Raw genomic sequence first — 21,912 nt, 5'->3', positions numbered from 1 at the left:
GAAAGAGGGACAAGAACTTGGATAAGAAAGCAAAAAAGATTCTGACGACAACGTTCTGGTCGGCTCAAGGGTGGAAAAAGACGCCTGCGAGCTACACCGGCGATGATTTCGAATATGCAAAAGCGCAAGACGTGATGTTCGATCCGCTAACGATTACGCATGACGAACTGATTCGGCGAATTCGAAACCTGCATGAGGAGCTTACGGCAGAACGGGTCGGAGCAGCGTTTTTACATAGTCTATCCGGTCGGCGGGTGGAACTGCGCAGCGCGCTGTCCAGCTTTGCCTTAACTGCGGATGTTCCCAACCATACATACAGCGAATCACCCGTTATCGAGCATCGCCGCACAAGCGCCTGTTCCGAGTGCGATCAGGCATGGCTTCAGTCGGAAAAAAGTTACGTCGATCATGATCTCAACGTTTTGAATTTCGAACGCGTGAAGTGGGGCGGCGTTCGTCATAACTGGCTGACCTACTGCTGGATGGACCTGCACCTGTTAACCCGCGAAGAAGTCGGGGACGTGACGCGGGAAGACGTGGATATCCTGCGCAATCTGTTAAAAGGCATCGACGACTGTCAACCGGAAGATCATGCGCGCAAATTGGAGAAGCGTTGGAAAGACCTTCTGCCTTCGAACAAAGCCGAACGCGACCAGATCATGGAGATTTGGGCATATGCGGGCATATTGGCGGAGCAGGATACCCCGAGAAAAGGCAGACGCGGCGATACGGACTTTTTCGCCGTGGACGGTTGGCAGGGAGACGACGGATACTCGCGGGAAACGATCGAGAAATACTTCGGAAAATGGTTGTAAGCTTCCTCGAACGGAGGGTAAGAAGGAGCGTATGCCCGAACCCTTAGGGAGCTTCGATTCTTTTCAGACTGCGAAGGAGGATTTTTGCCATGTTTGATCATTCCGACGAAAATGCGATTGTGCGTCCTTACCATATCGATATTGCTCAAGCGGATCTCGACGATCTGAACGAGCGTTTGTCCCGTACCCGATGGCCGGACCCGGAACCGAGAGGCGGATGGAGTTACGGCGTTCCGCTCTCGTACCAGCAAGAGCTGGCCGAATATTGGCGCGCGGAGTACGATTGGCGCGAAAACGAAGCGAAGTTGAACGAATATCCGCAGTTCACGACGGAGATCGGCGGCGAAAATATTCATTTCATGCATATCCGTTCGCCGGAACCGGACGCGCTGCCGCTGCTGCTGATCCACGGCTGGCCGGGCTCGATCGTCGAATTTTCGGAGATGATCGGTCCGCTGACGCGTCCGCGCGATTACGGACGACCGGCTTCCGAAGCGTTCCACCTTGTGATTCCTTCTCTTCCCGGTTACGGATTCTCGGGACCGACGAAGCAGCCGGGCATGGACTATAAACGGATTGCCGGCATGTTTGCGGTGCTGATGCGGCGGCTAGGTTACGAACGTTACGGAACGCAGGGCGGCGATTGGGGGTCTTTCATCTCGCTCGAACTCGGTTTGAAGCATCCCGAAGAAGTCGTCGGCGCGCATGTGAACATGCTCGTGACGCCGCCGCCGGAAAATCCGAAGCAATTGGCGAAGCTCAAGCCGCAGGACCGGGAAGAGCTGGACAAAATGAAATATTACGCGAAAGAGCAGTCGGGTTATTCCGTGCAGCAAGGAACCCGGCCGCAGACGCTTGCGTACGCGCTGACCGATTCGCCGTCCGGACAATTGGCTTGGATCATCGAAAAATTCTACGAATGGACGGACAAAAAGAATCTGCCGGAAGACGCGATCGACCGGGACCGGCTGCTGACCAACGTTTCGATCTATTGGCTGACGGCGACCGCGGGTTCTTCGGCCCGGTTGTATTACGAAACGATGCACGCGGAGCAATCGCCGCTGCCGGATGCCGATTCTTCCGACGACGGTCCTCCGATCGGCGTCGCCGTATTCCCGAAAGACGTGTCGGCCCCGGTCCGCGCTCTGGCCGAAGAGCGGTACAATATCGCGCATTGGACCGAGTTCGATCGCGGCGGTCATTTCGCGGCCATGGAGCAGCCGGAACTTTTGACGCGGGACGTGATCGAATTTTTCCGGAAAATCAGCGCTTGGGATAAAGGTTGACGTGTAACGCGTTTCAGGCTGTACGGTAGAAATACGGAATTGACCGAGACGGCGATCCGATTTCAAAACCGGGAGGTTTTACGAGTATGACTGCTTCTCATGACGGTTCTTCCAAAATCGTGTTTATCGATATCGACGGGACGCTGGTGGCGGACGACGGACGCGTGCCGGAATCCGCCGTACGCGCCTGCTGCGAAGCCCGGGCGAACGGGCATCTGCTTTATTTGTGCACGGGACGCTCCAAGCCGGAAATTTACGAAGAAATCTGGGAAATCGGCTTCGACGGCCTGATCGGCGCAGGCGGAGGTTACGTGGAGAACGGCAGTCAGCTGCTGTACCACAAACAGGTCGCGCCCGAAGCCGTGCGTCATTTGGTGGACTTTTTCGGCGCGAACGAGATCGACTTTTACCTGGAGTCCAATTCGGCGCTGTATGCCAGTCCCCATCTCCGGGAGCATCTGATCCGTTTGATTTACGGCGACGTGGCGAACGATTCCGCGGCGATGCGGCAGTTGGAAAGCAATCCGCATCCGTTTTTGACCACGCTGACCTACGGGGAAAGCAGCCTGTACAAAGAAGACGTGAACAAGATCTGCTTCCTGGAAGGCGCTTTGCCGTTCGAAACGATCAAAGCCGAATTTGAAGGCATGTTCGAAGTGCTGCAATGCACGGTGCCGATGTTCGGAAAAGACAGCGGCGAGCTGGTGGTACCGGGCGTGCACAAAGCGGTCGCCATCGCCGACGTGCTTAGCCATCTGGGACGCTCGGCAGCCGACACGATCGCGATCGGAGACGGTCTGAATGATCTGGAAATGTTCGAATACTGCAAGGTCCGTATCGCGATGGGAAATGCGCGGGAAGAACTTAAGCGCGTCGCGGATTACGTGACCGGCACGCTGGAGGAAGACGGACTGTATCAAGGGTTCGTCAAGTACGGGCTGATCGAAGGCGGAGAGCTTCCGATGGCTTCGCTAACAGGCGCCGGCGACGAGACTTCGGCATAGACCGTCAATCGCGTACCCGGCCTGAACTATGGGTAATGAATGAGGATGTACTTGTTCAGAATTACGGATTCGTATTTCGAGAGGAGAGAACTCATGACAGATCACAACAATATTACGGCCGCTCATTCCGGCACGTTCACGATCGGCGGCGACATGACCGTCAACCGGCTCGGTTACGGCACGATGCAGCTGACGGGTCCCGGCGTTTGGGGAAATCCGAAAGATCCCGACGAAGCGGTGCGGGTGCTGAAGCGTTCCGTCGAGCTGGGCGTTAACTTTATCGATACGGCGGATTCGTACGGTCCCGTCGTCGCCGAACCGTTGATCAAAAAAGCGCTGCATCCGTATGCGGACGACGTGGTCGTGGCGACGAAAGCGGGCTTGACCCGTTCGGGTCCCAACGATTGGCGTCCCGTCGGACGGCCCGAATACCTGCGCCAGCAGGCGGAGATGAGCTTGCGCCATCTCGGCGTCGAACGGATCGACTTGTTCCAGCTGCACCGCATCGATCCCAAGGTTCCTTTGGCCGAACAGCTCGGAGAGCTGGAACTGCTGCGCAAGGAAGGGAAGATACGGCATATCGGATTGAGCGAAGTCAGCGTGGAACAGCTGCGCGAAGCCAGAGAGATTACGGAAATCGTGTCGGTGCAGAACCTGTACAATCTTTCCAACCGCAAAGCCGAAGACGTGCTGGAAGAAGCGGAAGCGGGCGGAATCGCTTTTATCCCGTGGTTCCCGCTCGCGACCGGAGAATTGGCGAAAGACGGCGGGCCGCTGGACGAGATCGCCCAAAAATTGAACGCGAAGCCGGCTCAAGTGGCGCTGGCCTGGCTGCTGCGCCGTTCGCCGGTGATTTTGCCGATCCCGGGCACGTCGACCTTGTCCCATTTGGAAGAGAACATTGCGGCGGCGGGACTGCAGTTGAGCGACGAAGACTTCGAAACGCTGAACAAGTTGGCCTGATCGTATGAGCGATACGAAGAAAGACAACCGAAATCCGTTATTCCGCGGGTTGAAGTCGCTGACCGGATCGTTCGATACGTTCCGTACGGAACATCTTCCGGAAAAACCGGGAGAATTGTTTCTTCAATGGTTCGAAGACGCGCTGCGGCGGCAGGTGACGGAGCCGCATGCGGTCACGCTGTCTACGGTGGACGGCCAAGGCCGTCCGGATGCCCGTACGTTGATTCTCAAAGACGTGCACGGCGAGACGTTTTATTTCGCGTCGAGCATAGAGAGCCGCAAAGGCATGCAGCTTCAGGAAAAGCCGTATGCCGCACTAACTTTCTACTGGCCCGCGGTCGGACGCCAGATCCGTCTGCGGGGAACGGCGGCCGAAACGGGCGAAGAAGAAGGCGCCGACGATTTCCGCCGGCGTCCGGACGAAGCCCGGGCGGTCGCCATGATCGGGCGGCAAAGCCGTCCGCTGGATAGCCGAGAAGAGTTGGAAGCAAAGTTGACCGAGCAGCGGGGATTTTTGGAAAATCATCCTGAAGCCGCCGCGCCGCTTTGGCGATTATATGCGCTTGAGATCGACGAGGCCGAGTTTTGGCAGGCCGATCCGGGAAGAAAGCATACGCGCGTTCAATACCGCTTGAACGAGCAAGGCGATTGGGAAAGCGGCTTATTATGGCCGTAGTTTTCCAACCGCTGGCAGACGTTTAAGGTTATAATCCGGCGAAGCCCCCTCTTTGTTATACGATCCGCCCGTAGCCTTCAAACGGCCTGCGGGCGGATTTATTTTTCGCTTTTTTATTTTTTTCGCTTGAATTGCACGAAATTAAAATAAATCTTTATTTTTTGATCCGAAAATCCGTTATAATAGAATATATACGCGAATTCATTTTCCATTATTCAGGAAATTAAAGGTCAAGGTTAAGCTGAAAGCGGTTATATAAAAGATACAAGCTTTTATTACAAGAGGAGGTATGGACCATGATACGGCACGTAATTTTCGATTTCGACGGAACGATTGTCAACTCCCGCCCGCTTATCGTTGAACTGTATAACAGCTTGGCGGCCAAACACGGATATCGCGCGATCAGCGACGACGAATCGGAGCCTTTCGCCGGACGGTCCATACGCGAACGCTCCAAGGCGCTCGGCATTCCGCTGTACCGTCTGCCGTTCCTCGGATTCCAATTGTTTTCCGAATACCGCCGTCAGATCAAAACGCTGGAAATCAAAGACGGCGTCGGCGATCTGATTCGGGACTTGAACGCTCAAGGGTATCAACTGAGCATCATCTCGTCCAACCTGGAAAGCAATATCCGTTCCTTCCTGCGTCATAACGAGATCAGCCAATTCGTGCAGGTTCGCTCGTGCTTCAGCTTGTTCGGCAAGCATCGCGCGATCCATTCGTTCCTGCGCGACAATAAACTCAATCCGCATGAAGCCTTGTATATCGGCGACGAGCTACGCGATATTCAGGCCGGACAGCGTTCGGGAATCAAGATCATCGCGGCAGGATGGGGTTACGATTCGTTCGAGCTGATGAAGCGTTTTTCTCCCGATTTTACGGCTTTGTGTCCCGGCGAAGTGTCGGCGGCGATTGAGGGTTTCAATACGGGAGCGATTTAAAGAAAAATAGGATGTAAGCGTTATCTTAATTAATATAAAGCCGCAGGCACAATGCCTGCGGCTTTATTTGTCTTACATTAATCGACGGCAAGATCCGTGAGGATGGAAACGAAGCAGATCGGACCATGAATCTATATTATATATTCCAAATACTAAGTTTACATAATATTTATTATGTTTATATAATTCGTGATATTTATTTCATCTGAACATAAAATTGATTTTATCTATGAACACTCCTAACATTCATAGATTTAACTGATACATAAGAGAGCGTCAGAAGAAACGGAGGCAACCGATGACTAGTCTGAACGGTATGAACATCACGAAGCTCAGAATTGTGGAATTACTGATTAAATGAACAATCGAGACGAAGAGCTGCGGCTCTTCGTCTTTTTACGTTTCGGCAAAAACTTGATTTTCCGCTCACAAATTCAATCACTTGAATTAATATTCCGCTGTTATTCTAAACTCGATCCAAATTGGTATCGATACCAAATGAAGAGCAGCTTCTCTAATGCAAAGGATGACGAGCCATGGACACCCAAATTAAAGATGTAGCTCGCGCTGCCGGCGTATCGGCTACCAGCGTATCTCGCGTGCTCAACAACAGCCCGCATGTCAGCGAGAAGCTGGAAAAGAAAGTACGGCAAGCGATCGAGCAGCTGAATTACACGCCGAGCATGATCGCCAAAAGCCTCAAACGCAATAAAACAAACCTGATCGGCGTCATTATCGCAGACATCACTTCCAGCTATCAGGCCTCGGTACTCAGCGGGATTGAAGAAGAATGCGCGAGGAGAGGCTACCATTTGCTGGTCTCCAACATCAAAGAAAATACGAAAAAAGTGATGGATTACCTGCAAGTGTTTCAAGAAATGCGGGTCGACGGAATTCTGCTGATGCACGGGAAAATGAACGAAGAGATCCAAAGTTTTATCAAACGGACCAACATTCCGATCATTGCGCAGGCTGATACGGGCTTTGAACTTCCTGTAGTGACGATCGATAACGTTCGAGCTGCGTATGACGCCACGGAGTATCTCATCCGCAAAGGTCACAGGCGAATCGCCATGCTGGCAGGAGACATGCAGGATATCAGCGAAGGCCAGCACCGCTACCAAGGCTATGCAGCGGCATGCGAGCACTATGGAATCGCGATTGAACATTCACTGATTCGTTACGGCGATTACAAGCTGGATACGGGATATCGGCTGATGGAAGAGCTGTTTCAGAACAGGGAGAACCATTCGTTTACGGCCGTATTTGCGGTCAGCGACGATATGGCGGTCGGTGCCATGAACAGGATCCATGATCGCGGCCTTCGCGTTCCGGACGACATCTCGGTAATCAGTATTGACGGAGGCCCGATGTCAAACATTGTGCGCCCCCGGTTGACCGCGATTCGCCAACCTATTGATCAGATGACACAGACGGTACTCGATTTATTATTTGAACGAATCGAGCCGGAGAAATACCGTTCGGAGTCGCCGCCATCCGGATGGGTGAACCGAATCCCGCATGATCTGATCGAAAAAGAAAGCTGTAAAGACGTGTAATCCCAAAAGATTGCATCGCGCATTGATATCCATTCGAAACGAGGAGGTCGAGGGACGAAACTGTCCGATCCATATGAGCGAAATCGTAATCAAAGAAAGCATACGCGGAAAAAAGAAACGACTAGGTAAAATGACTTCGCAAGGCTGGGTCTGGTTCATTTTCTTATTGCCGACACTGCTTGGGATCGGCTTGTTTACGCTATACCCGATGTTGGAATCTTTTCGATTGAGTTTTACCCGAGGCGCTGAAGAGCGATATGTCGGATTTGAAAATTATCAGTACGTACTGACTTCGGGTTCGTTCCGCCAAGCGATATTCAACACCTTCTACATCGCCTTTTTTCAACTGCTTATCGTTATTCCGTCGGGATTCATCATTGCCTGCCTGATCCAATCGCTTCGCAGGGGCAAAAACTTTTTCAAAATCCTTTTTTACATACCGAATATTACCTCCATGGTCGCCGCGGCTACCGTGTTTCTGGTGGTGCTTCATCCTCAAGGCCTGTTGAACTATGCACTAAGCCTTTTCGGTATTCCGGAAACGATCTGGCTGGCGAATCCAACCTCTGCGAGGTGGAGCGTGATCCTGCTGGCGAGCTGGCATGCGCTGGGCTTCGGCATCATCATCAACCTGGCCAACCTGCAAGCGATCTCGCCGGACTATTATGAAGCAGCCTCGATCGACGGGGCCTCGCGCTTCAAGCAATGGCTCTACATCACCATCCCTAATATGCTCGGCAGTATTACGATCTTGGTCATTCTGGGTTGGATCGACGGGCTTCAGCGTTTTACGGAAGCTTTTATGCTAGGCGGGCATACGGGGAGTCCGGTGCGTTCCTTGTATACGTTGGTCGGGTTTATTTACGAGCGCGGCTTCGGCGGATTGGAGTACGGCGTCGCTTCCGCGGCCTCTTATCTGCTGCTTGTTCTGATTCTGATTTTCACTTTTATCAATATCAAATTTTTCAGAATGAAGATATAGAGCAGGAGGAGATTGCAGATGAGAAGCATGGGCTCAAGCATGCGAAGAAAATGGGAGGACGCTGTCGTCGGTCTTTTGCTTTTGGCGCTTGGCATGATCATGATCACGCCTTTTCTCTGGATGATCAGCGTGGGCTTTGAACGAACGGCCAACGTGAATGCGCCTTTTCCGCCGAGACTGATTCCGTATGATTTTAGCTGGTTTAATTACTCGCTTGTGTTTGAAAACGGCCTGATGCTCAAAGCATATTGGAACTCCGCCGTAAACGCCTTCTTTAGCGTGCTGCTTAGTGTCTCGTCGGCCCTCTTGGGCGGTTATGCTTTCTCGCGGGGGCGTTTTAAAGGGAAAAAGATACTCTTTGTTCTGGTACTTGCCACGATGATGATTCCTTTTGAGACGACGCTGATCCCGATGTTTATCATGTTCAACGATTTGCATTTGATCGATACCCGGTATCCGATTATTCTGCCAAGCCTCATTAATGCCATGGGCATCTTGCTATGCAAGCAGTTTTTCGACCAGCTGCCGGAGGGGTTACGGGAGTCGGCGAAGATCGATGGAGCAGGCGAGTTCAAGATTTTCTTCCACATTTTCTTCCCCCTGGCAGGACCGATCACCGCGACGCTGGCTATTCTTTCTTTTCAAGGCAGCTGGAATTCGTTCGTCTGGCCGCTCGTCGTTATTAACAGTCAGGATTTGAAAACCGTTCCTCTGTTCTTGTCCCAGTTTTCCCAGGAAAGCGGCACTCCGTTGATGGGCGTAACGATGGCCACGGCTGCGGTCAGCATTATTCCGGTTATGGTCGTTTTCCTGATTATGCAAAAATATATCATCCAAAGCATCGCGCTGAGCGGGCTGAAAGGAGAGTGACCGGCCGAAGTATCGTCTTGATCCCGTGATCCGTCATCAACCATACATAGGAGGTTCTAATGATGCAACCGAAAAAGAGTGCCTGGGGATTAACAAGTCTGCTGCTGATCAGTACGCTGTTGAGTGCTTGCAGCGGCGGCAATTCATCATCGAGCGCAACAAGCGCAAGCCAACCTGCAAATGCGTCGGGAGAAGCTACGGCATCCGCCGCACCGGCCGAGACGACAGGTCTATCCGGTAAACTGAACGTTCAATTGATCGGCGGTTTCGTGGAACAAGACAAGACCGATCCGAAGACGGGCGCAAAAACCAAAGGCGTGTATGTGTTAAAAGAAGAATTCGAAAAGATGTATCCGGGCACGGAAGTTAATTTTGTTCTGATGGGCTGGGACAGCTACAATGAAAAGACGCAAACGATGCTGCAGTCCAACGCGGCGGACGTGTACCAGCTTCCGGGAATCGCGACTTTTGCGGAACAAGGCTTGTTGGAGCCGCTCCAGTCTTACATTGACCGGGACAGCTTCGACCTGAATCAGTATTTTGACGGTCAAGTCGACGGCTGGAAAGCGATGGGGCCCGAGGATGCGGATCTTCAAATCTACGGATTGCCGTTCATCGGGGATACCCGCGTCATTACTTACGATAAGCAGCTCTTTGACGATTGGGGCGTGTCTTATCTGTCCAAAGAGCCGACCATCGAAGAAATTTTGGAAAAAGCCGAGCAGATGACAGGAACCAACCCGAAAACCGGGGAACAGAACTACGGTCTGACCTTTAACAAATCGGATGCCGCAGATACCGTCATGAACATTAACGAATCCAAAGGCGGCAAATGGGGCACGGGGTTCCTTTGGAAAGACATGGAGCTGGAATTTAATACGCCAACCATGGCCGAGTCGCTGGATCTGTTGAAAAAGGCAAAAGAATATGCACCCGAAGGCGTTATGGCTGGACAAGGGGCGGAAAAGTTCTTGACGGCGGACAACGATGTGGCGATCAATCTGCGTTCGGCTCCGGGGTTCGTAACGGACATTCGGACCAACGGCACGCAGGATCGTTTTGATGCGGCGCTGCTGTTCATCAATCCGGAAAAGAAGATGGGCGGAATGTTTGCAGGCAGTCCGTTTGCGATCGGCAAGTCCAGCACGCAGAAAGATCTGGCTTGGGAATGGTTGAAATTCAGTTCAAGCGACTTCTATCAGCAGTTTATGTGGGACAACTACAGAATCGAAAGCACGCCGGTCGTGAAATCTTCCACGGAATGGGCCAGCGTCAAAGAAATCCCGCAAATGAGCGTTGTTCTTGAAGCGATGGGCCGGTTGTGGGCACCTCGCTATCCGTATCGTTCCGGGCAGCCCCGCTATATTTTGTCCGAAAACGTAGAGAAAGTGCTGCTGGATTCGGCTTCTTCGCAAGAGGCTCTGGATCAGGCACAAAAAGAAGCGACGGAATGGATCGGCAGCCAAAAGTAGCGGAACGATTTATAGGATAAGCCGATTAGTCAAGCAAAGCGGAGAGCTGCGGCTCTTCGCTTTTTTTCGCGTGATAAACAGAGTGTAGAATGCGTTTGTAAGAAAAGACGGCTGAGAATCGGGTATTATTGGAAGAGGGATCGGACAATTGGCAAAGCGGCAGCCGAATACTGATACAGGATTCAGAGGAGGATCGAACGGATGGGCGTGACGATTTTTTATAAAGGAACTTTAAAGTCGATCGAAGACCGTGAAGCGCTGATCGAGAAGGTGAAAGTCTTTTGCGCGGAGCAGGGCTGGCCTTACGAAGAGATAGATGAGGCTCGCAAAATTGGGGTTTGGGCAGATCCGCATCCGGAATCGGAAAGCCTGGGTTTTGTATTTGACGGCAAACTGCGCATGGACGGTTTTACCAAGACCGCTTTCGCGCCGGATGAGATTCACGGACGGATCGTCGAGCTGCTGTATGCGGTCAAGCCGCATTTCAAGCGCTTGACCGTGTTAGACGAAGCGGAAATGTGGGATGATTACGTCGAGCGGATGAATCCGTCCAAGAAAAAAACTTTCGTGTACAAAGAGATCGAGTTGACGGAACAGCAGCGACGGGAAGCGGAGACGAACGAAGGAAGCGAAGTCGAAGTCGATCCCCGCTCGGCTCGGCAAGAGATCGATACGGAATTTTGGGGGATGACCGAAGATTGGTATGATCCTCCCCATTTTTCGTTACCGGCCATTCGAGATAAAATGCGCAGAGATTTAAGCCAAGGCAATCGACATCTTTTGACGATTGCGGAGTTGAAAGAGATCGCCGAAAGCAAGAGGGGGCAGTATTTTGAAGTAAGGCCTGGCGCGCCGGAGATGACGATGATGTCCTTGGCAGAACTATGGGCAAGCGAATATGCGGTGGTTAAAGGAGCGCGAAGCCGGCAAAGCCGAGACTTGCGCCTCGTTATTTTCGCATCTATGCTGTCCAATGCCTTTTTCGGCCTGTTCGGCGGAATGTACGATCGGAACTGGCATAGAAAAGCGTTTCTGTTCAAAGACGAATTCCTGGACAGGCATAAGGATTCCGCGACTCCGCTGCGTTCCATGATCTTTTTTTACTCGCTGCTGGACGTCTTGAACATGGAATTGAAGGAAACCGGAAAAGAAGGAGACAGCAGCCCATGAGCGGACAAACGAAACAGCTTGCGATCCGGATCGCGGAAGCTTTTTTCAAAAAAGAAAGCGCTACCGCTCCTGACGTCTCAGTTTCTCCGATCCTCGGCAAAGGCTTCGTTAACGAAGTCTGGATCGCGGAAACGTCAGGACGTCGGATCGTGATCCGCATGAACACCGAAGATTCGCGCGCGAGCGATATTTACTTGAAGGAAACGTGGTGCATGGAACAAGCTCGGCTTGCCGGAATTCCGGGACCGGAAGTGCTGGAACTGGGACGATGCGACGAAATTCCTTATATGATTCAGAGTTTTGAAAACGGCGTAAACGGGCTCGATCACTCGGCTGATCCTGCTTTGTTATGGTCCGTTATCGGCCAATACGCGGCGCGTCTTCATCGCATTCCGGTGAGAGGATACGGCGAGAACCTGTCGGATCCGCAACGCGGAACGTTCTTTTCCCCGCCGCATCCGGGCTCGGACGGGAGCTGGAACGGTTATCTGCGCTACAATATCGAAAGCTTGAACGATGAAGACCGGCTGTTGGAGTTAGGCGTGATTACATCGGCTCAATCCCGGCAGGCACGCGAGCTTTTCGAAAGTTTGGCGGGCCAAGAATGGCATTTCGGATTGAACCACGGCGACTTGTCGTTGAAAAATATCTTAGTAAGCGACGTGCCGGGTACCACGTCTCCGCATATCGTACTGATCGATTGGGGCAGCGCGGAAGTCGGCCCGGTTCCTCATGTGGACCTGATGCAGCTTATGCTGATTCAAATGATCGAAGGAAGACCCGGCGACGACGAAATTTCGGCTTTTTTGAAAGGTTACGGACTTCCGGTTTCCGTCCTCGAGGAGACGAAAAAGCTGTTCGTTTTGCGTTCGTTCGACAAGCTGCGCTGGGCGATCGATTGCAGTCCCGGCGATGTGGCGCAGTTTGCCGATATCGCCGGACGTGCTTTTGCTCAGGTAAAGTAAAGATACAAATGCATTAAAATGATACGTAATTATAATTATGTAAAACTAGAGGAGTTTATTATGCAAATCTTGCTCAATTCCAGCGGCCTATACCTTCCGGAAGCTCAAAAGCGGTTGATCGAAATCGTCGAGCAAACGAATCTGGAACGCAAAGCGGCGATTATGGCAAAAACGGCTCCGGAACATGCGGCCGGCAACCATCATGCTTTTCGAACGCGAGAATTATTGGAAGGGTTGGAGTTCGAAGTCGACTTTTTCGATCTGGCGCATGTGCCGGCAGAGCGGTTGAAAGACTATCCGATCATTTACCTGAACGGCGGCGATCCTTTTGCGATCCTCGCGGAGTTGAAGGAGTCGGGAGCGGATCGCATACTGCGGCAGCTGCATCATCAGGGACATCTTCTGATCGGGCATAGCGCCGGAGCAGCCGTACTCGGAACCACGATCGAACATGCCCGATTTTTAGGCGCAGGCACGGAAAGCACGCCCGAGCAAGATCTCTCCGGACTTGGATTGGTTAAAGCGATCGTGCTGCCGCACAGCAATCGTTACGAAGAACGCGAACCTGCAATCAAGCTGCTGGAATTTGCTTCAGAACGCCCGGAATCGCTGCTCAAAATCGAGGACGACGGCTTTTACGTTTATGAACAACCGACTCCCGAACAGCGTCTGAATCCCGAGTTCATCCTGCAAAAGCTGGCAGACGCAGGATTAGAAGAATATCGAACGGAGATCGGCAAGCTGCTGTTTCCTTCATTGAAGATGGAACTTCAAGCGATCAAGGATGCGGATATTGTTACAGGGACGAGTCGGGTAGGCGGAGGAGCCGATCTTCCTGAAGGGATATCGTGGCCGGAGTGGGACGATTGCCCTTATACTTTTATAGCGCAAATCAATCTGACCGAACTGCCGCAAGACCATGCGCTTTCGCTGCCCGCGAACGGCCTGCTTTCTTTTTTCTACGCTTCTGCGGCCATGTATGACGATTATGCATTTGACGGCGATCCGACGACTTGCAAAGTGATCTATACGCCTTCCTATGCATTCGATGAATTGAAGCGTCTCGATATACCGGAATCGCTGATGCAAGCAGACCCCAAAGTCGTTTTGTCTCCGGCGTCAATCGCGTTCGTTCCGGATCTATGCGTACCCGAATCGGAATCGGCTTATCTCGAAGAATTGGGCCTCGGATGGGACTTCGATCGCGTCAAGTATGAGCGTTATTGGAATACCTTCTGCGGAAACTTAAGCGAACCGCAAATGTATCATTCGCCTTTGCATAGGTTGATGGGGCATCCCGACCAAATTCAAGGCGATATGCAAAATCATTGTGCGAGAATGTTGAAATGGAGCACCTTTGATACCGGTCTCAGCGACGACGAGAAGGCGAAATTTGCGCGCGAGGCTTTGGAATGGAGACTGCTGCTTCAGATCGATTCCGACGATGCGCCTGACTCCGATTGGGGCGATACGGGACGGATTTACTTTTGGATCAGAGATGCCGATCTTCGCCAATCGAACTTCGATCACGTCATCTGCATCATGCAAAGTGCATAAATAGCTAGAAATTAAGTTGCTTAAAATTTAAATAAGGATTAAGATAAAGACAAGGGATATGAATATATTTATATATGAGATCAAAATCGAAAGGAATGTTTGAAAATGAGCTACACGAATATTTTGATCGCAGGCAGCGGCGTATTGGGCAGTCAGATCGCTTTTCAAACCGCCCTTCACAGATTCGAGGTAACGGTATATGACATCAATGACGAAGCGTTGGAAAAGGCTAAAGACAGAATCGAAAAGCTTAAACCGCGATACGCGGCGGATCTAGGTACTTCGAATGAAGAGTTGGAAGCGGCTTGGGGACGTTTGACGTTCCAAAGCGATCTTGCTGCAGCTGCGGCCAACGCCGACCTGGTGATCGAATCGGTACCGGAATCCGTGCCGATCAAGATCGAGTTTTACGAAAAGTTGGCGAAAGTCGCTCCGGCGCATACGATTTTCGCAACCAATTCGTCCACGCTACTGCCGAGCCAATTCGTGGACGCGACCGGACGGCCGGACAAATTTTTGGCCTTGCACTTCGCGAACGAGATTTGGAAAAACAACACGGGCGAAGTCATGAGACATTCGGGCACGGACGAGCAGGTCTTCAACGACGTCGTGAATTTCGCCAAAGAAATAGGGATGGTCGCTCTGCCGATACAAAAAGAACAGCCCGGCTATATCGTCAATTCGCTGCTTGTTCCGCTGCTTAGTTCGGCGCAGAAGCTGCTCGTGACAGGCGTCGCCGATATTGAAACGATCGACAAAACTTGGATGGTCGGCACCGGCGCTCCGGTCGGGCCGTTCGGCATGCTGGATATCGTCGGCATCAATACCGCTTATCACGTAGCCAAAACAAGAGCGGATCAAACCGGAGATGCCGATTATCAAGCGGTAGCCGAGCTGTTGAAAACGGAGTATATCGACAAAGGAAAGCTCGGTAAAGCGACGGGAGAAGGGTTCTATACGTATCCGAATCCGAGTTATCGGGAGCCAGGGTTTTTGAAAGGTTAATCATACAAAAAAAGCGAAGAGCAGCGGCTCTTCGCTTTTTTTGTATGATTGCCGGGCATCGTGCTTACGCGTGTAAGCGCATGCGCAAGAAAAGGATAGCAAGCTTTATGTTTACATATTTTTTATTATGTTAACTTAATATAACTTTTAAAAACCAAATCATCTTTTATTGTAAAATTAGTTTTTTTGTTCTACATGTTGGTTAGTGAATAATGGAAGGCTAACGGATTAACAATCTGTTGTCCAAAAAGGAGGGCCACTATGGAAAATATTCAGGAACGTAAGCGATTGGTTATTGTAGGAAACGGTATGGCCGGCATCAACACCGTGGAACATATCTTAAAGCTTGCGCCGAACAGTTACCATATTACCATTTTCGGCGGAGAGCCTTATCCGAATTATAATCGTATTCAGTTATCGTATGTGCTGGAAAAGAGCAAATCGATCGAAGAAATTATTCTGAACGATTACGCGTGGTACCGGGAGCACGGCATCGACCTGCACACGGGAACCCATGTCACGGCAATCGATACCCGCGAAAAAACGGTGGAAGCGGATAACGGAGCAAAGGTTTTTTACGACAGACTTATTATCGCTACAGGTTCCAGACCTTTTATGCTGCCTGTCCCGGGAGCGGACAAAGAGGGGATTATCGGATTCCGCGATATCTCGGATTGCGAAGAAATGCTGCACACTGCGGATGCGTACAAAAAAGCGGCAGTGATCGGAGGAGGGCTGCTGGGGCTTGAAGCAGCCAAAGGATTGTCGAAACTAGGCATGGACGTAACAGTGGTTCACTTGTTCAAAGAACTGATGGAACGTCAGCTCGACGCTACGGCGGCACGTATGCTGCAGACCGAACTCGAAAGCCAGGGTCTGAAATTCGCTACGGGCAAACAAACAGCCGAGTTCATTGGCGAAGACCGAGTAAGCGGGATCCGATTCACGGACGGAACGGAGCTCGAGGCGGAGTTTGTAGTAATGGCCGCAGGAATCAAGCCGAATATCGAGCTTGCCAAAGCGAGCGGCATCGAAGTCAACCGGGGGATCCTCGTCGATGATTATATGCGGACTTCGGTGCCGGACGTATACGCGATCGGGGAGTGTAACGAACACCGCGGCGTATCGTACGGTCTGGTTGCGCCGTTGTTCGAACAAGGGGCCGTATTGGCCAAACATCTTTGCGGCGTTGAAACCGACCCGTACGAAGGCTCGACCGTGTCCACTCAGCTCAAAATTTCCGGGGTCGACGTCTTTTCGGCCGGCGAGTTCATGGATGCCGAAGACTTGTCGATCGTGCGGATGCATGACGATTGGCGGCGTATTTACAAAAAAGTGCTGATGCGAAACGGTCGCATCGTAGGCGGGATCCTGATCGGAGACGGCCGCGAAATGTCCCGTCTGCAGCAATGGATTCGGACAGGCACGGTAATGACCGAAGCGATCCATACGGCGATTGTCGGACAGGGAGCACCGGAGACCGCAAATACGGTGGCCGAATTGGCCGACGAAGAGATCGTATGCGGCTGCAACGGCGTAAGCAAAAAAAAAATCGTGGATGCCATCTCCGAAAACGGACTTACCACGGTAGAGGAAATCAAAGCGACAACCAGCGCTTGCCGTTCCTGCGGCGGCTGCCGTCCCGTTGTCGAACAGATTCTTCAACATGTGCTCGGCGATCAATATGACTCGGCGGCTGCCAAAAAAGAAGCGATCTGCGCCTGTACGACGCTCAGTCGGGACGAAGTAGTGAGCGAGATCAAGCAAAAGGGGCTGATCACTTCGAAAGAAGTGCGCTATGCCTTGGAGTGGAGTAATAAAGAAGGCTGTTCCAAATGTCGTCCGGCCCTGAACTATTATCTGGGGATGATCTGGCCGGAGGAACATGTGGACGAGCGGGATTCGCGTCTCGTGAACGAACGAATGCATGCCAATATTCAGAAAGACGGTACTTTCGGCGTCGTGCCGCGGATGTACGGCGGCGTAACCACGCCTGAAGACCTGCGCCTGATCGCGGATGTCGCGGTTAAATACAATGTCAAAATGGTCAAAGTGACAGGCGGCCAGCGTCTCGATCTGCTCGGGATCAAAAAAGAAGATTTGCCGAATATCTGGAAAGACCTCGACATGCCGTCCGGTTATGCCTATGCGAAAGCGCTGCGAACGGTAAAAACCTGCGTAGGCTCCCAGTTCTGCCGGTTCGGCACCAAAGATTCGATGGGCATGGGCATTCTGCTCGAGAAAAAGTTCGAACGGCTGGATATGCCCGCGAAATTCAAAATGGCGGTCAACGGTTGTCCGCGCAACTGCGCCGAGTCGGCTACCAAAGATATCGGGATCGTCGGCAACGAAGGGGCCTGGGAAATCTACGTGGGCGGCAACGGCGGAATCAAAGCCAGACTGGCCGAACTGTTAGTCAAGGTAAGAACGGATGAAGAATTAGTGGAGATCGTTGCGGCATTCATCCAACATTACCGGGAAACCGGCAAATACCTCGAACGGACGTCGGATTGGGTGGAGCGGGTCGGCCTGCAATCGATTGCCGATCGGATAATCAACGATATAGATAACCGTCGGGCGTTGGTCGAACGAATCGAGCAGGCGCTCAGCCGTGTGCAGGAACCGTGGAACGAGATTCTGGAGAACTCGAATTTGCGCGAGAAGATGTTTGACGACCTTCGCGTTTCGGCCGTCAAAAACAAAGAATAGGAGGGTGCTTTATGTCATCAAATTCGCCGGATAAGGATTATGCGTATTACCGGATCGGTACAGTCGACGATTTTATCGAGCGGATCGGCAGAAAAGTCGCGATCGAGCAGCGGGATGTTGCAGTATTCAAAACATCGGACAGCGAATGGTTTGCTCTTGAAAACAAAAGCCCCGGTCCTAAAGGAGGCACGTTGGTTGAGGGCATCGTTTCCGGAACGATTCTCTACGATCCGATCTGCGATTGGCGCATCCGACTGACGGACGGGCAGGTTATGGAACCGGATACGGGACAAGTTCGAACCTATCCGGTACAACTCGAAGGGAATGACGTGCATATCGGAATTCCGAAGGACGGAGGGGAAAAACGCAATGGCTAAAGGATTGGAAGGGAAAAAAATCGTAATTGCCGGATCCAAAATCCCGGAAGATATGGCGGAAGTCATCGAACGCCGGGGCGGTACCGCGTTGGTACGCCCCTTGCAAGGCTTGATTCCCGCGAATCCGTCGGAGATCGAACAGGATGTGCGGCAATTTATGGAGAAGGATATCGATTGGGTAATCTTTACGACGGGTATCGGTTACGAGGCGATTTATACGGCGGCGGAACGGTTGGGGATCACGGAACAGTTTGTGGAGAAACTCAAAAATGCCAAAGTAGCCTGCCGCGGTTATCGAACCAATGCCCTGTTGAAAAAATCGGGGGTTCACCCCGCGGTAAGCGCCGATGACGGTACCATTGCCAACATGATCGACAAACTGCGATTGTTCGATTTTGACGGTTGCCGCGTCTGGATGCAGCTGCATGGCGAATTGACGGCGCAAATTCATGAATTCATCGAAAGTCAACCGGGCATGAAAACGCAAGCGGTGCTGCCTTACCGGTATCATGCGCCGGAACAGGAAACGTTGCAGACGTTGACCGAAGAACTGCTGCAGAAGCAGGTGGATGCCGTTTGTTTCACGACTCAAGTTCAAGTGAACTATTTGTTCGATTATGCGCAGGAAACCGGGTGCGAAGCCGAGTTGAAAGAAGTATTCGAAAATCATGTTTTGGCCGCTGCCGTCGGCAAAGTTACGGCGGATGCGCTGCGCAGCAGAGGAATTGAACGTATGCTGGTTCCTCAAGTCGAACGAATGGGCAGCATGATCGTGGAGATCGGACGCTTCTTCGAATAAAAATAAGAGGAGGCGGGAAGATGGGGCAGGAAGATAGAGATTCGTTCTATTCGTTATTTCATATCACGCAGGAACCGGGCTTTAAAATCATCGTAATTCTTATGCTGTCTATCATCTTGATCGGGCTGATTGCTGCTTTTACCGTATATCGCAAAAATCTGAACAGCGGCAGGATCATGTCTCTGGGCGCCATTCTGATTGCTTTCAGCATAGCTGTGAGTTATAAGAGCGGTTTTAGTTTTCTTATGCCTGCTTTGGATTTATATCTATTGCTCATAGGGCTGGCCGTATTTTTTGTCGGAGTTTGCTGGAGAAATCCGACCTTTGAAAAGGCGGAATGATATGTCGCGCGAACACTATCCTATCGTATTTCAGTTTAACGGTCTGGAATATAGATGTATCTGGTATACGGATGAAAAAGACGGATTTTTGACCCAAAGTTCTAAACTTCGAACTTTCCGTTCCGAACAAGAAGCCGTTGCTTGTTGCGAAGAAAAGAACAAGCAGCCGGCAGATTTAGAGGCTATCTTTTTGGATATTGACCTACTCCGCCGCGAATTGGATCAAATCGAAGACACCCGAACATTGGATTGCTATCGCTTTTTAACCTTTTGGAACATGATTGGCGATGCGGCATATTCATTAGAACTTCCGTTTTATGGAGATCGGAAAGAAATGACTCCGATTTATGAGAGGATTTTCTATGGGACAAACCCTTCGGCTTTGAGGAAAGACGGAGAATACTTTACACCCACTTGGACAGACGTCGATCTAAAAGTGCTGCAGGTCGTATTTCGAAACGGGATACAATTACTGAAGTCTGTCTTATAAATGCGTTTAACAAGCCCAAAAAAACAGCGTATAATATAAATTATACGCTGTTTCCTTTTAAATCGATTAATTCTACTAAAGAAAGCTCCTTGGTAACCTTAATCGAAGGGTTAAAACGATTGTTTTTCTAATTATTCCCTTCATGTTTTTATGAAAAATCTACTCTCGACAATAGAGAAAAAAACCGTCACCGTATATGTTTACATAACAATAATTATGAAACTATAGTATAATACACCAAACCAATCGCTCCGGAATCGAACGTTTTGTTTTCGACGAGTTTAAGATTCACCATCTTGTCAAGTCCTTCGAACAAACGCAGCCCATTTCCGACCAACACGGGAGAGACTGTAATTTTGTATACATCTACTAACCCAAGTTGCATCAGATGCTGAGCGAGTCTCGGGCTGCCCAGAATCACCAGGTCTCCGCCGGATTGTTGCTTGAGGGTTTCGATTTCTTCTTTGATGTTTTCTTTGACCAATCTGGAGTTGTTCCATTCGACACTTTCCAATGTTGTAGAACATACGATTTTTTCGACGTTCTCGATCCATTCCGCGCCACATCGAACTACATGTTAATCATCCTCAATGTACTCGAAATTCCACACCATGTACACGCGGACTACACATGGCTTTTTTATACTTAAAGCATCCCAAACAAACAGGAGGCATTCTACTATGAATAAAACAACCAAACTTCTTTTGAGCGCGACACTTGCAGGCACAGCGATTATCGGTACTTCCTGGACGCCAGCCGATACGGCTTCAGCAGCGGAAACAAGTGCCAAGACTGCCGCTCAATCGACGCAAAAAAGCAATCCTTACGAAGTAGCCGGTATTGATGATCCTGCGGCGTTCCATACCTTCTTCGTCAAGCTTCAGCAGGCGGTGGCCAAAAACGATAAAAAGGCTGTGGCTTCGATGATCAGTTATCCGTTGAACGTGAACACGAATGGCAAGACGTATAAGTTCCGGACCCCGGCTCGTTTTATTGCCAAGTATGATTCGATTATGACCCCTGAAGTAAAACGAACATTGGGATATGCGATCGAAGAAGACTTGTTCGCCAATTGGCAAGGGGTTATGGTAGGCAACGGACAATTGTGGATCAGTCAGTTCGATGGCAAGATTGCCGTTTATGCCGTGAATAAGTAACCGCCTCTGAGCATTTTGACAGTCTGTCCGTCTCCGGGTAGCATGAAAGAGGCGGAAAACCCGGAGAATCGGAGTGCATATCTAATGAAGAGAACGATTATGTTGGTGGAAGACGACGTGCTGATGCGCGAGTTTATGACCGATTATTTTAAAAAAGAAAATTGGCATGTGCTCGAAGCGGATAACGGCCGTGAAGCCCTGGAGTTATTCGAAGAGCACGAAGTGGATCTGATCGTGCTCGATATTATGATGCCGGAGATCGACGGTTGGTCGGTCTGCCGGCGCGTGCGCAAAAAGTCCGGCGTTCCGATCATTATCATTACGGCGCGGGCCGACGATGATGATCAGATCATGGGCTTTGAGCTGGGGGCCGACGAGTACGTAACCAAGCCTTTTAGCCCGAAAGTGCTTGTGGCTCGCGCGACTGCGTTACTCAAGCGGGCAGAAGGCACTCTTGGGCGCGAGGATGATCGGTTGGTTTATGGAACACTGACGATTGACCGCCAAGCGCATGCCGTGGAAGTCGCAGGAGAAGGGATCACGCTGTCTCCGAAGGAGTATGATCTACTGATTCTCCTTACGCGAAATATGGGAAAAGTGCTTGAACGCGACGAAATTCTGAATGCGGTCTGGGGAATGGATTATTACGGCGATACCCGGGCAGTGGATACGCATATCAAAAAGCTTCGAGCCAAGTTGGGTGACGAAGGGCGGTTGATCCGCACGGTGATCGGGACGGGATACAAGTTCGAGTTCGGAAACGAGAGTTGAATG

The 21,912-nt window shown here is 51.1% G+C and carries 21 protein-coding genes and 1 pseudogene; 21 read left to right on the top strand and 1 reads right to left on the bottom strand.

Annotated features, from left to right (window positions below; translation table 11 throughout):
- Positions 1–17 precede the first annotated feature (17 nt).
- The 19 genes from SACSAC_RS17105 (at position 18) to SACSAC_RS17015 (ending at position 19,981) form a co-directional block, all read left to right on the top strand.
- Positions 18–815, top strand: a complete 798-nt coding sequence (locus SACSAC_RS17105) for a hypothetical protein (RefSeq protein WP_037288597.1) — start codon at positions 18–20, stop codon at positions 813–815.
- Between the two features lie 89 nt (positions 816–904).
- Positions 905–2,101, top strand: a complete 1,197-nt coding sequence (locus tag SACSAC_RS17100; protein WP_211251344.1) for an epoxide hydrolase family protein — start codon at positions 905–907, stop codon at positions 2,099–2,101.
- 86 nt (positions 2,102–2,187) lie between these two features.
- Positions 2,188–3,105, top strand: a complete 918-nt coding sequence (locus SACSAC_RS17095) for a Cof-type HAD-IIB family hydrolase (RefSeq protein ID WP_051507206.1) — start codon at positions 2,188–2,190, stop codon at positions 3,103–3,105.
- 93 nt (positions 3,106–3,198) lie between these two features.
- A complete protein-coding gene (locus SACSAC_RS17090; RefSeq protein WP_037288595.1) occupies positions 3,199–4,068 on the top strand; it encodes an aldo/keto reductase in 870 nt (289 codons plus the stop codon).
- Between the two features lie 4 nt (positions 4,069–4,072).
- A complete protein-coding gene (locus SACSAC_RS17085; RefSeq protein ID WP_037288592.1) occupies positions 4,073–4,744 on the top strand; it encodes a pyridoxine/pyridoxamine 5'-phosphate oxidase in 672 nt (223 codons plus the stop codon).
- Between the two features lie 296 nt (positions 4,745–5,040).
- Complete coding sequence (locus SACSAC_RS17080; RefSeq protein WP_037288590.1) at positions 5,041–5,685, top strand: HAD-IA family hydrolase; 645 nt, start codon at positions 5,041–5,043, stop codon at positions 5,683–5,685.
- 536 nt (positions 5,686–6,221) lie between these two features.
- Positions 6,222–7,244 (top strand): LacI family DNA-binding transcriptional regulator, encoded by a 1,023-nt coding sequence (locus tag SACSAC_RS17075; protein WP_037288587.1) that lies wholly within the window; start codon positions 6,222–6,224, stop codon positions 7,242–7,244.
- 73 nt (positions 7,245–7,317) lie between these two features.
- A complete protein-coding gene (locus tag SACSAC_RS17070; RefSeq protein WP_037288584.1) occupies positions 7,318–8,226 on the top strand; it encodes a carbohydrate ABC transporter permease in 909 nt (302 codons plus the stop codon).
- Positions 8,227–8,244: 18 nt separating this feature from the next.
- Positions 8,245–9,096, top strand: a complete 852-nt coding sequence (locus SACSAC_RS17065; RefSeq protein WP_037288582.1) for a carbohydrate ABC transporter permease — start codon at positions 8,245–8,247, stop codon at positions 9,094–9,096.
- A 59-nt stretch (positions 9,097–9,155) separates the two neighbouring features.
- Positions 9,156–10,568 (top strand): extracellular solute-binding protein, encoded by a 1,413-nt coding sequence (locus tag SACSAC_RS17060; RefSeq protein WP_037288579.1) that lies wholly within the window; start codon positions 9,156–9,158, stop codon positions 10,566–10,568.
- A gap of 201 nt (positions 10,569–10,769) precedes the next feature.
- Positions 10,770–11,738, top strand: coding sequence for a hypothetical protein (locus SACSAC_RS17055; RefSeq protein WP_037288576.1), 969 nt, complete (start codon positions 10,770–10,772; stop codon positions 11,736–11,738).
- On the top strand, positions 11,735–12,703 hold the full coding sequence (locus tag SACSAC_RS17050; protein WP_037288573.1) for a phosphotransferase family protein: 969 nt from the start codon (positions 11,735–11,737) through the stop codon (positions 12,701–12,703). Before SACSAC_RS17055 ends, SACSAC_RS17050 begins: the two co-directional genes overlap by 4 nt.
- A 60-nt stretch (positions 12,704–12,763) precedes the next feature.
- Complete coding sequence (locus SACSAC_RS27255; protein ID WP_051507204.1) at positions 12,764–14,260, top strand: DUF1963 domain-containing protein; 1,497 nt, start codon at positions 12,764–12,766, stop codon at positions 14,258–14,260.
- A gap of 105 nt (positions 14,261–14,365) precedes the next feature.
- The gene (locus tag SACSAC_RS17040) at positions 14,366–15,265 is read left to right on the top strand and encodes a 3-hydroxyacyl-CoA dehydrogenase (protein WP_037288570.1); all 900 of its coding nucleotides are present in this window, start codon (positions 14,366–14,368) and stop codon (positions 15,263–15,265) included.
- A gap of 261 nt (positions 15,266–15,526) precedes the next feature.
- On the top strand, positions 15,527–17,974 hold the full coding sequence (gene nirB, locus SACSAC_RS17035) for a nitrite reductase large subunit NirB (protein WP_037288568.1): 2,448 nt from the start codon (positions 15,527–15,529) through the stop codon (positions 17,972–17,974).
- A gap of 11 nt (positions 17,975–17,985) precedes the next feature.
- Complete coding sequence (locus SACSAC_RS17030; RefSeq protein ID WP_037288566.1) at positions 17,986–18,351, top strand: nitrite reductase (NAD(P)H) small subunit; 366 nt, start codon at positions 17,986–17,988, stop codon at positions 18,349–18,351.
- Entirely contained in the window at positions 18,344–19,150 is an 807-nt protein-coding gene (locus SACSAC_RS17025; RefSeq protein WP_037288564.1) for a uroporphyrinogen-III synthase, read from the top strand. The genes SACSAC_RS17030 and SACSAC_RS17025 overlap by 8 nt, the downstream gene beginning before the upstream one ends.
- Positions 19,151–19,170: 20 nt before the next feature.
- Entirely contained in the window at positions 19,171–19,491 is a 321-nt protein-coding gene (locus tag SACSAC_RS17020) for a hypothetical protein (protein WP_037288562.1), read from the top strand.
- Position 19,492: 1 nt separating this feature from the next.
- On the top strand, positions 19,493–19,981 hold the full coding sequence (locus SACSAC_RS17015; protein ID WP_037288560.1) for a hypothetical protein: 489 nt from the start codon (positions 19,493–19,495) through the stop codon (positions 19,979–19,981).
- A gap of 214 nt (positions 19,982–20,195) precedes the next feature.
- Here SACSAC_RS17015 and SACSAC_RS17010 read toward each other — a convergent pair.
- A pseudogene (locus SACSAC_RS17010) lies at positions 20,196–20,540 on the bottom strand (dihydrofolate reductase family protein); the annotation flags it as partial.
- A gap of 121 nt (positions 20,541–20,661) precedes the next feature.
- Between SACSAC_RS17010 and SACSAC_RS17005 the strand changes: the two are divergent.
- The gene (locus tag SACSAC_RS17005; RefSeq protein ID WP_037288558.1) at positions 20,662–21,138 is read left to right on the top strand and encodes a hypothetical protein; all 477 of its coding nucleotides are present in this window, start codon (positions 20,662–20,664) and stop codon (positions 21,136–21,138) included.
- Positions 21,139–21,222: 84 nt separating this feature from the next.
- Positions 21,223–21,909, top strand: a complete 687-nt coding sequence (locus SACSAC_RS17000) for a response regulator transcription factor (RefSeq protein ID WP_037288554.1) — start codon at positions 21,223–21,225, stop codon at positions 21,907–21,909.
- Positions 21,910–21,912: the final 3 nt, after the last annotated feature.

This window comes from Saccharibacillus sacchari DSM 19268, from assembly GCF_000585395.1.
Taxonomy (GTDB): domain Bacteria; phylum Bacillota; class Bacilli; order Paenibacillales; family Paenibacillaceae; genus Saccharibacillus; species Saccharibacillus sacchari.
The sequence above is the reverse complement of the archived record's forward strand: the minus strand, read 5'-3'. Positions and strand labels throughout refer to the sequence as shown.